The sequence below is a fragment of the Halpernia sp. GG3 genome (assembly GCF_052976925.2).
Genome location: NZ_JBRIIR020000017.1, coordinates 245542 through 260578 on the forward strand (window position 1 = coordinate 245542; position 15037 = coordinate 260578).

The 15037-nt window shown below is 33.7% G+C and carries 17 protein-coding genes; 4 read left to right on the forward strand and 13 right to left on the reverse strand.

The genetic code is table 11. From position 1 onward, the window contains the following. Positions 1-6: 6 nt before the first annotated feature. Positions 7-1269 (reverse strand): peptidase T, encoded by a 1263-nt coding sequence (gene pepT / locus ACVBED_RS10525; RefSeq protein WP_447120613.1) that lies wholly within the window; start codon positions 1267-1269, stop codon positions 7-9. A 117-nt stretch (positions 1270-1386) separates the two neighbouring features. Here pepT and ACVBED_RS10530 point away from each other — a divergent pair, with 117 nt between their 5' ends. Further along, positions 1387-2235, forward strand: coding sequence for a hydroxymethylglutaryl-CoA lyase (locus tag ACVBED_RS10530; RefSeq protein ID WP_473094980.1), 849 nt, complete (start codon positions 1387-1389; stop codon positions 2233-2235). Here the strand turns inward: ACVBED_RS10530 and ACVBED_RS10535 are convergent. The 6 genes from ACVBED_RS10535 to ACVBED_RS10560 all read right to left on the reverse strand — a co-directional run bounded on the left by ACVBED_RS10535 (position 2232) and on the right by ACVBED_RS10560 (position 7567). Beyond that, a complete protein-coding gene (locus ACVBED_RS10535; protein WP_447120235.1) occupies positions 2232-2561 on the reverse strand; it encodes an iron-sulfur cluster assembly protein in 330 nt (109 codons plus the stop codon). The genes ACVBED_RS10530 and ACVBED_RS10535 overlap by 4 nt on opposite strands. A gap of 39 nt (positions 2562-2600) precedes the next feature. Then, positions 2601-3296 (reverse strand): 3'-5' exonuclease, encoded by a 696-nt coding sequence (locus tag ACVBED_RS10540; protein WP_447120236.1) that lies wholly within the window; start codon positions 3294-3296, stop codon positions 2601-2603. A 272-nt stretch (positions 3297-3568) separates the two neighbouring features. Further along, positions 3569-4849, reverse strand: coding sequence for a Fe-S cluster assembly protein SufD (sufD, locus tag ACVBED_RS10545; RefSeq protein WP_447120237.1), 1281 nt, complete (start codon positions 4847-4849; stop codon positions 3569-3571). Positions 4850-4920: 71 nt separating this feature from the next. Then, complete coding sequence (gene sufC, locus ACVBED_RS10550) at positions 4921-5661, reverse strand: Fe-S cluster assembly ATPase SufC (protein WP_473094981.1); 741 nt, start codon at positions 5659-5661, stop codon at positions 4921-4923. A gap of 46 nt (positions 5662-5707) precedes the next feature. Next, a complete protein-coding gene (gene sufB / locus ACVBED_RS10555) occupies positions 5708-7156 on the reverse strand; it encodes a Fe-S cluster assembly protein SufB (protein WP_447120238.1) in 1449 nt (482 codons plus the stop codon). An 81-nt stretch (positions 7157-7237) separates the two neighbouring features. Next, positions 7238-7567, reverse strand: a complete 330-nt coding sequence (locus ACVBED_RS10560; RefSeq protein WP_447120239.1) for a HesB/IscA family protein — start codon at positions 7565-7567, stop codon at positions 7238-7240. Positions 7568-7781: 214 nt separating this feature from the next. Here ACVBED_RS10560 and ACVBED_RS10565 point away from each other — a divergent pair, with 214 nt between their 5' ends. Both ACVBED_RS10565 and ACVBED_RS10570 read left to right on the forward strand, forming a co-directional pair. Then, positions 7782-8825, forward strand: a complete 1044-nt coding sequence (locus tag ACVBED_RS10565; RefSeq protein WP_473094982.1) for a GLPGLI family protein — start codon at positions 7782-7784, stop codon at positions 8823-8825. 8 nt (positions 8826-8833) lie between these two features. Further along, a complete protein-coding gene (locus tag ACVBED_RS10570) occupies positions 8834-9655 on the forward strand; it encodes a GLPGLI family protein (protein ID WP_473094983.1) in 822 nt (273 codons plus the stop codon). A 59-nt stretch (positions 9656-9714) separates the two neighbouring features. Here ACVBED_RS10570 and ACVBED_RS10575 read toward each other — a convergent pair whose 3' ends face one another. Both ACVBED_RS10575 and msrB read right to left on the reverse strand, forming a co-directional pair. Continuing rightward, positions 9715-10464, reverse strand: coding sequence for a murein L,D-transpeptidase catalytic domain family protein (locus ACVBED_RS10575; RefSeq protein ID WP_447120243.1), 750 nt, complete (start codon positions 10462-10464; stop codon positions 9715-9717). A gap of 160 nt (positions 10465-10624) precedes the next feature. After that, entirely contained in the window at positions 10625-11080 is a 456-nt protein-coding gene (gene msrB / locus ACVBED_RS10580) for a peptide-methionine (R)-S-oxide reductase MsrB (protein WP_447120244.1), read from the reverse strand. A 231-nt stretch (positions 11081-11311) separates the two neighbouring features. Between msrB and ACVBED_RS10585 the strand changes: the two genes are divergently transcribed. Then, the gene (locus ACVBED_RS10585; protein ID WP_447120245.1) at positions 11312-12556 is read left to right on the forward strand and encodes a DUF445 domain-containing protein; all 1245 of its coding nucleotides are present in this window, start codon (positions 11312-11314) and stop codon (positions 12554-12556) included. Here ACVBED_RS10585 and ACVBED_RS10590 read toward each other — a convergent pair. From ACVBED_RS10590 to ACVBED_RS10605, 4 genes are all read right to left on the reverse strand, one after another. Beyond that, a complete protein-coding gene (locus ACVBED_RS10590) occupies positions 12553-13404 on the reverse strand; it encodes a ferric siderophore ABC transporter substrate-binding protein (RefSeq protein WP_447120246.1) in 852 nt (283 codons plus the stop codon). The two genes, ACVBED_RS10585 and ACVBED_RS10590, sit on opposite strands and share 4 nt — an antisense overlap. Next, on the reverse strand, positions 13405-13800 hold the full coding sequence (locus ACVBED_RS10595) for an ExbD/TolR family protein (protein ID WP_447120247.1): 396 nt from the start codon (positions 13798-13800) through the stop codon (positions 13405-13407). It lies immediately after the preceding gene. Beyond that, positions 13801-14481, reverse strand: coding sequence for a MotA/TolQ/ExbB proton channel family protein (locus ACVBED_RS10600; protein WP_447120248.1), 681 nt, complete (start codon positions 14479-14481; stop codon positions 13801-13803). 85 nt (positions 14482-14566) lie between these two features. Then, positions 14567-15016 (reverse strand): hypothetical protein, encoded by a 450-nt coding sequence (locus ACVBED_RS10605; protein WP_447120249.1) that lies wholly within the window; start codon positions 15014-15016, stop codon positions 14567-14569. Positions 15017-15037: the final 21 nt, after the last annotated feature.

Consider the following 15037-nt stretch of genomic DNA (forward strand, 5'->3'; position numbering starts at 1 on the left):
AAAAGTTTAATTCTGCTTTTTCTTCGCTTGTGCAATATTGACAATAACTTTCACCGCTTTTACCATACTTTCTACGGAAACAAATTCGTAAGGTCCGTGGAAATTTAATCCGCCCGCAAAAATATTCGGACATGGTAATCCCATATAAGAAAGTTGCGCTCCATCCGTTCCACCACGAATTGCTTTAATTAATGGTTTAATTTCGGCGTCCTTCATCGCCTGTTCAGCAATGTCAACAATATACATTTTGCCTTCAAACTGCTGTTTCATATTTCGATACTGCTCCTTGATCTCAATTTCAGCAACTTTTTCACCATATTTTTGGTTAAACTCAGCAACTTTTGAAGTAATTAATTTCTTGCGGTTTTCAAATTTATCTGCATCGTGATCACGAATAATATATTGAATTTTCGCTTCAGAAACATCCGATTTTAAATCAGTTAGATGGTAAAACCCTTCAAACCCTTTTGTAGTTGAGGGTGTTTCATTGGCAGGAAGCATTTGAACGAATTCAGCAGCCAAAAGACTTGCATTTACCATTTTACCTAAAGCATAACCTGGATGAACACTCAATCCATGAATTTTTATAACCGCTTGTGCCGCATTAAAATTTTCATATTCTAACTCGCCAACCTCACTTCCATCCATTGTATAAGCCCATTCTGCACCAAATTTTTTGACATCGAATTTGTGCGCACCACGTCCAATTTCTTCATCTGGCGTAAAACCAATTCCAATTCGACTTCTTTTAATTTCTGGATGCGCCAATAAAAATTCTGCAGCAGTAACAATTTCCGCCAAACCCGCTTTATCATCCGCACCTAAAAGTGTTGTTCCGTCTGTCGTGATCAACGTTTCACCTTTGTATTGTTTTAAAATAGGAAATTTTGTGGCAGATAAAGTGAAATTAGACTCCTTATTTAAAACTAAATCTTCACCGTTATAATTAGTCCAGATCTGTGGATTAACGTTTTCACCACTAAAGTCAGGTGAAGTATCATAATGTGAAATAAAACCAATCGTCGGCTCGTCGTCATTTTCTAAATTTGAAGGCACGTATGCATAGATGTATCCGTTTTCATCAAGTGAAACATCATCCAAACCCAACGCATTTAATTCTTCAAAAATATATTTTGCAATGTCCCATTGTCTTTCTGTTGAAGGTGTGGATTCACTTTCAGGATCGCTGGTAGAAAATATTTTAACGTAATTTAAAAATCTGGTTTGAAGTTTTTCTTGCCATTCCGGCGTAAAATTAAATGTCATAATTATTTTATCTTACTTACAAAATTAGTTTAATTTTTAGAGAGTTAAAATTTATCTGTCTTAAATTAAACCTAAAATATATTTAAAAAATCTTATATTTGAATCTAAAGTTTTTAAAAAATGTTTTTGACAGAATGTCCACGCGATGCCATGCAAGGTTGGGGTGAATTTATACCGACACAACAGAAGATTGATTACATTAATGCCTTAATGTCAGTGAAATTTGATGTTTTAGATTGTGGAAGTTTCGTCTCACCAAAAGCAATTCCGCAGATGAAAGATTCTGGAACTGTTTTAGATGAAATAGATAAATCTCTTTCTGACACCAAACTTTCGGTTATAATTGCTAATTTTCGAGGAGCGGAAAAAGCTTTGAAACATCCTAAAATTGATATTTTAGGATTTCCTTTTTCAATATCTGAAACTTTCCAACATAGAAATACCAATAAATCTCAGGAAGAAGCGTTTGAGCAAATTATACAAATAGCCGAACTATGCAAGTCGGAAAAAAAAGAATTAAACATTTACTTTTCAATGGCTTTCGGCAATCCTTACGGTGAATTTTGGAAATGGGAAGATGTAGATTTCTGGGCAAACAAATTTTCAGAAATTGGCATTAAAAATATTTTACTTTCTGATACAACAGGAGTTGCAACGCCAGAAAGCATCTCTCTTTTATTCAATAAAATTCCAAATAAATATCCCAGTATTGATTTTGGCGGTCATTTTCATAACCGTTACGACGATTCTTATGTAAAATTGAAAGCCGCTTATAATGAAGGTTGTCGCAGATTTGATTCTGCCATAAAAGGGATTGGCGGATGTCCTTTTGCAAAGGATGAACTCGTAGGAAATATGCCTACAGAGCAGGTTTTTAACTTTATGGCGTCAGAAAAAACTGAAATCTCTCAAAATCTACTTCATTTTGAAAGTGCCTTTAATTTAGCCAAAAAAATATTTAAGTTTTAGAATAAAATCCCCAATTCAAACTTGGCTTCTTCGCTCATCATATCTTTGTTCCAGGCAGGTTCAAACGTTAATTCTAAATCAACTTCTTTCACTTTGTCTACTTCTGCAACTTTATCTTTTACTTCCTGCGGCAATGATTCTGCAACCGGACAATTCGGGGTCGTTAAAGTCATTATCACTTTTACCATTCCTTCTTCGGAAATTTGTACGTCGTAAATAAGACCCAATTCGTAAATATCCACAGGGATTTCCGGATCAAAAATAGTTTTTAATTTTTCTATTATATTTTCGCCAATTTTGGCAATTTCATCGTCTGTATAATTCATAATGATTTTGGATTTTTTACCAAATTTTTTTCTAAAATTTTATTCCGCTCGCTTTAAAAGTTCCTCTTGACGCATCTTACGGAAAACGTTTGCCAAAGTTAAGACATCTTTCTCACAATACTTTACAATTCGCGCGAGGTCTTTTTCGATATGATAAATAGAAGCAACTTGAGAACCATTAATATCATCCTTCGGTGTAGGAATACCAAATAAATGGGCTAATAATTCTAATGATACAAAACTTTTATAGTCCCCAAATTTCCACAGTTCCATCGTGTCCAAATGTGGAATTTCCCAAGGTTTTTTACCAAACATTTGAAATGGTAGTGGCGGCTGAATTCCATTAATTAAACACCTTCTCGCGATCCAGGGAAAATCAAATTCTTTTCCGTTATGCGCACAGAGAATAACATCTCTGAGTTTTGGACTGTTGAAAATATCGCCAAATTCTTCTAAAAGTTTAAGTTCATTATCGCCAAAAAAACTTTTGATTTTTAAAGTATCATTTTTTTCTAACATACCAACGGTGATGCAAATAATACGACCAAATTCTGCCATTATTCCCCCACGTTCGAGATAGTACTCTTCTGCTGTAAAATCTTCTTTTCGTTGATTTTTAGTTTTTTTATCCCATAACTGTTGTTCACTTTCTGAAACATCTTCCCAAATCGGATGATTGGGAACGGTCTCAATATCAAGGAATAAAACTTTTTCTAAAGATATATTTTGAATCATAAATTCTAGATTTAAGTAAATTTACAAAATAATTTTTAGAGGTTTAATGTTAGAAATTAAATTGTAACCTATACCAAATTATTGATTCTTTCTGAACCTAGAACAAACTTTTTACGAAAAACTTTATAAAGATGCGAAAGTCGCAGCCTCCGATAAAAGTGGAGATCCTTTTTTTCTTTGCGAATAAATAAACGTACAATAGACTTATTCACTTTGATCACAATTACAAAAGGATTGCAGTGGATTGCGAGAAATTTCCATCCAAAAAAATATTAAAAATCTATCTCGACATCTAATTTTTCTGCTAAAAGAACGGATATTTTCTTCTTCAACGGTTCAATGTCAATGTTTTTCAAAGCATCGTGGGAAAAAGCTACAAGCAACAAAGCCATCGCTTTATCCTTGCCAATTCCTCGCGCGCGAAGGTAAAAAAGTGCATCTTCATTTAGCTGACCAACCGTGCAACCGTGCGAACATTTTACATCATCTGCGAAAATTTCAAGTTGTGGTTTAGTTTCAATGGAAGCCCCTTCGTTTAATAAGATATTATTATTTTGCTGATACGCATTGGTTTTTTGCGCTAATTGATCTACAAAAATTTTACCGTTAAAAACACCTTTTGAATTATCTTTAAAAATGCCCTTGTAATTTTGATAACTCTCACAATGAGGCGTTTTGTGATGAACCGCCGTGTGATGATCAACCAATTGGTCTTTCCCAATAATGGTAATGCCGTTCATGAACGAGTTAATATTCTCACCGTTATGAATAAAATCTAAATTATTTCTGATTAATTTTCCGCCGAAAGAAAATGTATTGACAGTAGCTAAACTGTCTCTTTCCTGTTTCACAAAAGTGTGGTCTACTAAATAAGAAAACGCGCTGTCATTCTGCAATTTATGCCAATCTGCTTTGGAATTCTTCTCTGCAAAAATTTCTGTTACGGAATTAGTTAATGTGTAAAAATTATCAAAGTTATGGTGACTTTCAATAATTTCTACATGAGCACCTTCTTCTGCAATTAATAAATTTCTAACATTGTAAAATGTGTTTTTTGGCTGATTTTGAGAAAGATAAAATACGTGAATTGGTTTTTCAATGATTTGATTTTTACCAACTCTTAAGAAAAAACCTTCAGGTGAAAACGCTCTATTTAAGTTAATAAATGCGTTTTCTTTTGCGGCAATTTTATCTAAATAAGTATTTAAAATTTCTTTCTTATCAGAATCTAAAAAGGCATTTTTTAAACTAAAAAATTCTGAATTTTCGAAGGAAATTTTTGATAGTTCCGGGTGAATTTTACCATTAACGAAAACAATATAATCAAAATCTGCTTCGTCTAAATGAAGTTGTTGAAACTGTGAATCTGTAATTTCATGCTCTTCATTTGGTGAAAAGCCGTAGTCTTTCTCGGTAATTTCACGAAGATTGGTATATTTATATTCTTCATCTTTCTTTGTCGGAAATCCTTGCTCTAAAAATAAATTTAGACTGCTTAATTGGTTTCCGGTTAAAAGTTCTTTTTGATTTTCTATTTGCTCAAACAATGCCATTTTAATGCGTTTTCAAAGGTTTTTACGCTTAACGTAATCTACTAAATGTGTGAAGTGAAACTTAGAAATAATTAAAGTAACCAGTCGTAACCTTTTTCTTCAAGTTCTAAAGCCAATGATGCGTCGCCGGTTTTGATGATTTTTCCATCTGCCAAAACGTGTACAAAGTCTGGTTTTATATAGTCTAAAAGTCTTTGGTAATGTGTGATCAATAAAACTGCATTTCCTTCATTTCTAAATGCGTTCACGCCATCTGCAACTATTCGCAAAGCGTCAATATCTAGACCTGAATCGGTTTCATCTAAAATAGCCAATTTAGGATTAAGCATCAACATTTGAAAAATTTCATTTCTCTTTTTTTCACCGCCAGAAAAACCCTCGTTTAATGAACGCGCAAGGAAATCTTTTTTAATATCTAACTGCGCCGCTTTTTCACGAACTAAAGCGAGCATATCTTTTGCCGGCAAATTTTCTAAACCATTTGCTTTACGCGTTTCGTTCAGCGCGGCTTTTATAAAATTAGTTACCGTAACGCCTGGAATTTCTACTGGATATTGAAAAGACATGAAAACACCTTTTTGAGCGCGTTCTTCCGGCGCATCGTTTATAATATTTTTACTTTCAAAAATTATTTCACCATCAGTAATTTCATACTCATCTTTTCCTGCAATTACAGAAGCAAGCGTCGATTTCCCGGCACCATTTGGGCCCATTATCGCGTGAACTTCACCTGCATTGATCTTTAAATTAATTCCTTTTAATATTTCTGTCCCTTCTTCTATTTTGGCGTGAAGGTTATTTATTTTTAACATAGTTTTTTTTATTCTGATAATGTGATATAACGTAACGTAGAAATAATTATCCAACACTTCCTTCCAAAGAAACTTCCAATAATTTTTGGGCTTCAATTGCAAATTCCATCGGTAATTTGTTTAAAACGTCTTTCCCAAAACCATTAACAATTAATGCGATGGCTTTTTCAGTATTAATCCCTCTCTGGTTACAATAAAATATTTGGTCTTCACCAATTTTTGAAGTGGTTGCTTCGTGTTCTATTTGGGCCGTCGGATTTTTAACTTCAATATAAGGAAAAGTGTGTGCGCCACATTGATCACCCATTAAAAGCGAATCACATTGCGAAAAGTTTCTTGCGCCTTTAGCTGAAGGCATTATTTTAACTAAACCTCTGTAAGAATTATTAGATTTTCCAGCAGAAATTCCTTTTGAAATAATAGTGGATCTAGTATTCTTGCCGATGTGGATCATTTTTGTTCCGGTATCTGCGTATTGGTAATTATTAGTCACCGCGATTGAATAAAATTCACCTACCGAGTTGTCACCTTTTAATATACAAGATGGATATTTCCAAGTTACAGCAGAACCAGTCTCAACTTGCGTCCAAGAAATTTTTGAGTTTTTCTCACACAAACCTCTTTTGGTAACGAAATTAAATACACCACCAATTCCATTTTCGTCGCCGGGATACCAGTTTTGAACTGTAGAATATTTTATTTCTGCGTTATCTAAAGCTATCAATTCTACAACTGCCGCGTGTAATTGATTTTCATCTCTTGACGGTGCGGTGCAACCCTCCAAATAGGAAACGTAACTTCCTTCATCAGCAATTAAAAGTGTTCTTTCGAATTGACCTGTTCCCGCTTGGTTAATTCTAAAATAAGTGGATAATTCCATCGGACATTTCACGCCTTTCGGTATGTAGCAAAAACTTCCGTCTGAAAAAACGGCAGAGTTCAAAGCCGCATAATAATTATCCCCTCTTGGAACGATTTTTCCTAAATATTTTCTCACCAATTCCGGATAATCGCGAATCGCTTCAGAAATTGCACAAAATAAAATTCCTTTTTCTTTTAAAGTTTTGGTGAACGTTGTTTTCACAGAAACAGAATCTATCACAATATCTACGGCAACATTTGAGAGTCTTTTTTGCTCTTCGATGTTAATTCCTAATTTTGCAAACGTCTTTAATAATTCTGGATCAACCTCATCCAAACTCGCCAATTCTGGTTTTTTCGATGGCGCAGCGTAATATCTAATCCCCTGAAAATCTGGTTTCTTATATTTTACGTTGGCCCAAGTTGGCTCTTCCATCTTCTTCCAGATCGCGAATGCTTCCAAACGCCAATCGGTCATCCATCGCGGCTCTTCCTTTTTTGCGGAAATAGCACGCACAATGTCTTCATTTAAACCTATCGGAAATTCATCATATTCCAGAATCGTTTCCCAGCCAAATTCGTATTTTTTATTTTCTAAATCGACGCGTAAATCGTCTTCTGTATATTTTGCCATTTTAAGAAATTTTAAATTTTAAATTTTTAGCTCAGCATTTTGCCGCTTTCTAATCTCTAAATTCTAATCTCTAATCTCTAATTATAAACTGAAACTTTCCCCACATCCGCAGGTTCTGCTTGCATTTGGATTATTGAAAATAAAACCCTTTCCATTTAGCCCGCCCGAATATTCTAAAACTGTCCCGGCTAAATAAAGGATTGATTTTTTTTCGATAATTACTTTTATTCCATTATCTTCAAAAACCTGATCTCCCTCCGCTTTTTTATTATCAAAAATTAAAACATATTCTAATCCAGAGCAACCACCACTCTTCACACCGACACGTATGAAGTCTTCTAAAGGACTAAATCCCTCTTCTGTCATCAACTGTACGGCTTTTTGCTTCGCTTGGTCTGATACTTTTATCATTATTTTTATTTAGACTTATTTTAAAGTACAAAAATACTACAATTAAAATCAATAACAAATTCCGTATTATCTATTTATCTATATAACAGATTGATATTTATCATTTTTAAAAATTTAGTTAATGTTAAACTAATTATAAAAAAAATGTTTTTTAAAAAAATCTCCACTTTAAAATTAACTTTGTCCTGTTTTTAGAATCAAAAAGTAATTAATTATGAAACATCTTTTCTTTTTAATAATTTTAGTGATTTCAGTCGGCAAATTTTCCTGTCAAACTGAGCGTTATATTTATGAAACACAAGTAAATCCTGACACCATAAATCTTGTCCACGTGATGCATGAGCTTACATTTCTGGATATTACAAATGACGGTTCCACATTTGTTAGTGAAAATAAATTACTAAAAGATTCCTTAATTACTGTCTTCAGAAAACAGCAGGCAAATGATTCAAACTCTGGTAAAAAAAGAAAAGATAAACTGGACTTTCCAAAACTATCAAATGGAAAATCTTTGCAACCAAGTTTTTTTGATTTTTTTATCGAGAAAAATAATAAAAACAAAGAAGTTTCCCTAACTGAAAACGTCGGTTCCAAACAAATTTTTTACTTGGAAGATAGAAAGATAGATTGGAAAATTTCTGAAGATTTTATGGATGTGGACGGCCATAAAACTCAAAAGGCAACAACTAGTTTTGGCGGAAGAATTTGGACAGCATGGTTTGCGGCAGATATTAAAATTAGTGACGGTCCTTATAAATTTTATGGATTGCCTGGTTTAATTTTAAAATTAGAAGATGAATCTGGAGATTATAAGTTTACATTTTTTAAGAAAATAACTATTTCAAATTCATATGCGGAGGAAATCTTACCAACTGCAAAAAAATCTACAAGAATAAATTTTACAGGAGATAAAACTTCCATCGAATTGGAATTAGCTCAAAATGCGCACAATAAATCTTCCGGCAATCCTGGTTTTGTAAATTCTGGCAGAAGAGCTGGAAAAAGAGACACGCACAGCCAAGGAATGGGTGAAGAAATGGACAGCGGAGAACGAAATGGTGGAGGATTAAATCAGATGGAAGATGAAAACGACTATTCTGAAAATGAAGCTCCAAAAATGAATAAAGCAGATTTTAGTGGTTTTAGTGGACAAAGGAATGGTTTTGATGGAATAAGTAAGGCTGGAAATACCATAAATGATAATGGAAATTACCGAAATATAGCAGACGGTAATCCTATAGAATTAAAATCAAAATAAACAATAAAATGAAATTTTTAAAATTACTAACTTTATTTGCGATGCCTTTTTTTATGGCTCAGCAAGTGACTAGGTTTATTTATCAAGCCTCAATTAAAACAGATTCCACAGATGCAAAAAGCGTAAAAACAGAGTTGGCAAATCTTGATATTTCACCAACAAAATCAATTTTTTACAGCGATAATCAACTAAAAAGAGATTCGATCATCGGTAGAGCAATACAAACCAGAAATTTTAATTTTGACAGAAGTCAAGTGGAAAATTTGCAGTCTCATTTAGATTTCGTGGTAGAAAAAAATTATACAGATCAAAGCTTATTATATAATAGCAGAATAGGAAGAGATCAATATTCTTATACAGAAACGCCACAATTTAACTGGAAAATTTTACCTGAAACTGTAAAAATTGGTGATTATAACACTCAGAAAGCACAAATGAAATATGGCGGAAGAACTTGGAATGCATGGTTTACCACAGACATACCTGTGCAAGACGGTCCTTATAAATTTGGTGGTTTACCCGGTTTAATTATAAAAGTAGAAGACACTAACGGAAATTATTCTTTTGATTTGATGCAAAGCAAAAAAATAAATGCACCGGCGGAATTTGCTACTCGTGGAAATATTGTAAAAATATCGAAAAAAGATTTTGTAAAACAGTTTTCGGCTTTTAGAAAAGACCCTGTTTCTTTTAACCAAAGCAGCCAGAATTTGCGAGGCGGACGTGGTGGTGGAAACAGACCGGAACAATCACCGCAAGATAGAAAAGAAAGAGAAGATCGTTTAAAAGAGAGTGTTCAGAAATTTAATAATCTTATTGAATTAAAATAAGGTTTAGATTTGGATTTAAAATAAAAAAAGCAGATTATAAATAATCTGCTTTTTTTATTTTACGATTTTAACCATTCTGATGAATTAAGGTAATTATCATCTGGATAATATATAAAAAGGCAATTTTTCCCCTTGATCGTATTAATAATTGGTGCCGCTAATTCTCTTGGAATTGCAGGACAACCCCAACTTCTACCAATTCTTTTATGCGCTGCCGCAAAATTTTCACTTACGTAATCTGCGCCGTGCATTACAATTGCGCGTTCTAAAGCGGCATCGTTAAAACCCTTGTCCATTCCCATTAATCGTAAAGAATACCCGTTATTTCCTGTATAAGTTGCTTCTGTTATGTAAAAGCCTAAACTGCTTTGATGTGAGCTGTCAGTATTGGAAAAATGTTCTGCAAATTCTTCCCCGGTTCCCATTCCGTGCGCAACCAGGGCATTAAAAAGTATTTTTTTTTTGGATAAATCAATTACCCATAATCTTTTGGTGTTAGAAGATTTGCTGAAATCTGCAACAGTTAAAATTTCAGAATCTGCTGGAAGTTGGCCAGATTTTTTTAATTTATCAAAACCTTGATAGGCTTTTTCAAAAATACTTTCATCTAATTTTTCTTCATTTGTGAAATCTAATGCAGTAAAAATTGTCTGAGATTCTGGGACATTAAAGTTTTCTAGTGATTTGGAATTTTTCAGAACCGTCAAAGAATCCTTCTTGAAATTTTGTTTTTCGGCCGAAATCTTTGGTAAAACAAACGAAGTAACTAACAAATAAAACGGAAGAAGTATAAATAATGTTTTTTTCATTTAGAATTTTAGATTGCAAAAATAAAAAGATTGGAATCTTTAAACAGATATAAATAGTTAAAATTATATACTTTAACTCAATTTAACGGACTTTAACTTTTTAAAAAATAATATTATGATAAAAAATATCTTACCTAAAAATTGAAATAAAAAAAGAGACTTAATTAGTCTCTTTTTTGGTATCCGCAACAAAATCCAAACTGACTGAATTCATGCAGAATCGAGTTCCAGTTGGTGGCGGTCCATCATTAAAAACGTGTCCTAAATGTGAATCGCAGCGTTTGCAAAGTACTTCCGTACGCTCCATTCCAAAAGCAGAGTCTCTTTTGTAAATAACACCTTCTTTCTCTGCCTCAAAAAAACTGGGCCATCCACAAGTGGAAGAGAATTTTGCATCTGAGCGAAACAAATGATTGCCGCAAACGGCGCAATAATATTCGCCTAAACCATCGAAATTATTGTATTTTCCTGTTCCCGGACGTTCCGTATTTGCTTCGCGCGCAACTGCGTAAACATCTGGATCGAGAATTTTCTTCCATTCCGCGTCTGATACATGTAATTTTGTTTGATCAGCTCGGGAATAGTATGGATTATTTTTTGCAGTGGTATTTTCCATGATAACAGTTTTAGGGGTTTTATGAGGTTGTGTACAGGATTGAAAAAGAATGCCGATAAAAACGACAGAAAGAAATTTCATTGTATTAAATTATCAAATACTGTCAGCAAATTTAACGCCATTTAACGGCATTTATTTAAATTTAAAGAATGAAATGATTATGGACAAACTTAAGAATTACATGAATAAAATTCGTGATTCCATTTGACAATTAAAAATATAAATCTACAAATGAAACAAGATATTAAAAAAAGACAACTGTTTCTATTTAAGACTTTCGCAACGGGGCTTTTCATTTTGATGGCGGGACTATTTTTCACATTGACTATTTTAATGAAAAACAATCCTTCCCACTGGCTTGGTTATCTACGCGCCTTCTCTGAAGCCGCAATGATAGGCGCTTTAGCCGATTGGTTTGCGGTTACTGCTCTATTCCATTATCCGTTAGGTTTAAAAATTCCACACACTAATATTATAGAAAACAGTAAGGAAAAAATTGGGGATAATCTGGGAAATTTTGTGGTTGAAAATTTTCTCTCGCCCGACAACATTCGCCCATATATAAAAAAATTAAATATTTCAAAATTCGCTGGTGATTGGCTTTCCAACGATAGAAATCAAAGAAATTTAGTTAAAGAAATTTCAACCATTTTATTAAATATCATCAATAAACTTGAAGATAAAACAGTCGTTAATTTTATTGGGAATAAAGCGATAGATTTAGCCAAAGACTTTAAAGTTCAAAAATTAATTGGCAATGGTTTACAGTATTTAATAGAAAAAAATGACCATCAAAAACTGATCACTTCGCTTTCTTCTCAAATTAAAAATTATGTGTTACAAAATCAAGATTTAGTAAAAAGCCGTGTAAAAAAAGAAAGTTTTAGCTTAGTTCCACGATTTGTCGACGATGCGCTAGCGAATAAAATTACGGACGGTTTGGCAGATTATTTTCGTGAAGTGGAGGAAAATGAAAACCACCCATTACGCGATGAAATCAGTCAGAAAATTTTAGAATTCAGCCAAGATATTCAGGAAAATGAGAAATGGGAAGCTAATTTTCAGCATATTAAAGATGGATTATTAGACCCCGAAAAAATTAATAATTATGCTTTTGACATCTGGAACAGTATTAAGAAAAATTTAGTGGAAGAATTGAGTCAGGAAGACTCAACATTAAAAAAATACGTCGCGAAAAACGTGCAGGAATTTGGTTTAAATCTTAAATCTGATAAAGTTTTACAACAAAAAACTGATGGTTGGATTCGTTTAACGGCTTATAAATATATTTTAAAAAATACCCATCAGTTTGGGGAATTAATCAGTTCAACTGTGGGAAATTGGAAAGGGAAAGAGTTGAGCGAAAAATTAGAATTGGAAGTCGGGAAAGATTTGCAGTTTATTCGTGTTAATGGAACTTTAGTAGGCGGGTTAGTTGGTTTAATTATCTATACGATCGCCAATTTTCTTACCTAAAAAGTAATTCTATAGGTTCCGGTTGATGAGGAATTTGCTTTCTCAGCTTTTACATATCTTTTGACCCAACTTAAAGAGGTTGAAACCACGCAGGGATCTGAAATTCCACCACTTCTTCTTGCAGAAACTACATTGCCGGCCTTATCTACGGTATAGGAAATATTTACAGAACCGCTCGCGCTGCACTTTTGGGAAGGTTGACTGCCGCCTCGCCCCATTGTCCCAGGAATAAAGTCAATTAATTTTCGGTCAATCCCAATTTTACTATCGCCATTTCCGTCACCACCAAGTGGATCGCCCGCGTTTCCCGTCGTTCCATTTATTCCTTGAGAACCCGTTTTATTTCCTCTGCCTTTAATTAAATTTCCAATTGCGGCAGTGCCTTTTCCGTCGCCGGCAGATTTAGCTACAGATTTATTTGTTGACGTGGAAGATTTTGCATTGGAAGTTTTGGAAGGAATTGCTTTTTCTGCCGTTTTAGTAACTTTCTTCACGGTTTTTGCTACTTTTTCTACTTTTGGTGTAGAAACATTTACATTATTTCCAGTAATAATTTTCTCTGCTGCAGGTTGTGATTCTGAAACTTCTGGCTGCGGTATAATTTCTGTGTTTGCAGACGCGATTGAACCTGCCTGGTTTGCAGGTTCTTCTAGTTGTGCCCCGTTTTGATTATCACCAAAATTAATGAGCATTGTTGTCGTTACGTCCTTTGGCAGAACAGGCGTTTCCTGAATAATTTTATAAAAATAAACAAGCAGGAACAATAAAAAAAATGTCAAAAAAGTTATCACGGCGCTTTTCGTCTGATCTTTTTTCTTGTTTCTTGTATGTTCTAAAGCATAATTCATCTATTCCTGAGTCGTTGCAATTGCAAGATTGTATTTATGTTTTTCCGCAATTTCCATGACAAAAACCACATCTTTATGTTTGGTATTTCCATCTGCTCTAATCGTAAAAGTGGGCGTTGTTTCAGCCTTTAAAGCATTAACTAAATAATTTTCTAAATTTTCTTTTGCGATTTCTTTATCGTTAACGTAATAAGTTCCGTCTTCTTTAATCGTAACTGTCGCAGGATCTTGCGCTGAAGTTTCTGTAGCGTCAGCTTTTGGCAATTTTACATCAATCGCACTCTGGCTGATCGCCGAAGAAGTGATCATAAAAAATATCAATAACAGAAAAATAATATCCGTCATTGAAGCCATACTAAACTCGGCGTTAACTCTGTTTCTTCGCTTAAGTTCCATTTACAAAGGTTTATTTAACGTATCTAAAAAATCGTTCACATGCGTCTGAATTTTTAAAACAAGACGGTCGACCTTAGTTACTAAAATATTATAAAAAAAATACGCGGGAATACCGATAAATAAACCAACAGCAGTTGTAGCCATTGCCGTGTAAATCCCGGAAGCCAACAATTTTGGACTTACAGCGCCTGTCACATTTGAAATTTGAAAAAATGCCATGATCATACCGATTACAGTTCCGAGGAAACCAAGCATAGGCGCAGCACCAGAAGCAGAGGCTAAAATATTTAAATTTTTCTCAAGTTTTGAAACTTCTAATTGTCCTTGATTTTGCATTGCATTAGAAATATCAGAAATTGGTCTTCCAATTCGAGTTAACCCTTTCTCAATCATTCTCGCTTCAGGTGAATCTGTATTTTTGCAATAATCTATAGCAGCTTGAATTCTACCGCCTTCCACAAAATCTTTAATGTTTTCTAAGAAATTAGGTGTCTCTTTCGCTGCCCTTTTAATAAAAAAGTAACGCTCTAAAAATATATAAAGCGCCAAAGCGCCCAAAATGAAAATCGAAACCATTATAAGATTACCGACCAACCCGCCACTGAAAAGAATTTCCCAAAGAGAAAAAATGTGTTGTTCTACCGCGGGAGTTGTAGAATTTATAGTTTGTGCTTGCAACATTAAGTAGTTTAAAATTAGTATAGAAACGTTTTTGGAAGCTAATTATTGTAATTTAACCCTAAATAAACGCTGTAAAAAATGACTTTTAATCGTCTATTTCAATTTCGTCTGCCTCAAAATGACATTTCAATTTGAATGGAATTAGATTATCCGAACCTGTATAAAAATCTGTAATTAAACCTTTCCACAAAAGAATCAATTTATTTTCTGCATCATTTTCAAAAGTTAATGAATTCTCAGAAATATAAGCGTCTTCATCATCAAAAAGATTGACTTCCATGCTACTTTCATCGTCAACTAAGAAGGTACTGTCTAAAAGTTCATTCGTATCAATAGGAAAATCAGAGATGTTTAAAGCAATTTGGGGAAACTGATATTGCAAAGAATCATCATCAACATGATCTACATCATCGTCTGAGATCACTTCTACTTCTAAAAAATTTTCCTTATTGAGAAATACGGCTTTGCAATAAGTGCTTTTAAGATGGTATTTTAGGGTTTCTTCCGGGTGATAAATTTTTAAAATCCCTTTCATGGCTTTAAAATAGTAGATGTT

Coding starts and splice junctions, on each gene's coding strand:
- ACVBED_RS10530 (WP_473094980.1), top strand. CDS start 1,387: ATGTTTTTGACAGAATGTCCACGCGATGCCATGCAAGGTTGGGGTGAA.
- ACVBED_RS10535 (WP_447120235.1), bottom strand. CDS start 2,561: ATGAATTATACAGACGATGAAATTGCCAAAATTGGCGAAAATATAATA.
- ACVBED_RS10540 (WP_447120236.1), bottom strand. CDS start 3,296: ATGATTCAAAATATATCTTTAGAAAAAGTTTTATTCCTTGATATTGAG.
- sufD (WP_447120237.1), bottom strand. CDS start 4,849: ATGGCATTGTTTGAGCAAATAGAAAATCAAAAAGAACTTTTAACCGGA.
- sufC (WP_473094981.1), bottom strand. CDS start 5,661: ATGTTAAAAATAAATAACCTTCACGCCAAAATAGAAGAAGGGACAGAA.
- sufB (WP_447120238.1), bottom strand. CDS start 7,156: ATGGCAAAATATACAGAAGACGATTTACGCGTCGATTTAGAAAATAAA.
- ACVBED_RS10560 (WP_447120239.1), bottom strand. CDS start 7,567: ATGATAAAAGTATCAGACCAAGCGAAGCAAAAAGCCGTACAGTTGATG.
- ACVBED_RS10565 (WP_473094982.1), top strand. CDS start 7,782: ATGAAACATCTTTTCTTTTTAATAATTTTAGTGATTTCAGTCGGCAAA.
- ACVBED_RS10570 (WP_473094983.1), top strand. CDS start 8,834: ATGAAATTTTTAAAATTACTAACTTTATTTGCGATGCCTTTTTTTATG.
- ACVBED_RS10575 (WP_447120243.1), bottom strand. CDS start 10,464: ATGAAAAAAACATTATTTATACTTCTTCCGTTTTATTTGTTAGTTACT.
- msrB (WP_447120244.1), bottom strand. CDS start 11,080: ATGGAAAATACCACTGCAAAAAATAATCCATACTATTCCCGAGCTGAT.
- ACVBED_RS10585 (WP_447120245.1), top strand. CDS start 11,312: ATGAAACAAGATATTAAAAAAAGACAACTGTTTCTATTTAAGACTTTC.
- ACVBED_RS10590 (WP_447120246.1), bottom strand. CDS start 13,404: ATGAATTATGCTTTAGAACATACAAGAAACAAGAAAAAAGATCAGACG.
- ACVBED_RS10595 (WP_447120247.1), bottom strand. CDS start 13,800: ATGGAACTTAAGCGAAGAAACAGAGTTAACGCCGAGTTTAGTATGGCT.
- ACVBED_RS10600 (WP_447120248.1), bottom strand. CDS start 14,481: ATGTTGCAAGCACAAACTATAAATTCTACAACTCCCGCGGTAGAACAA.
- ACVBED_RS10605 (WP_447120249.1), bottom strand. CDS start 15,016: ATGAAAGGGATTTTAAAAATTTATCACCCGGAAGAAACCCTAAAATAC.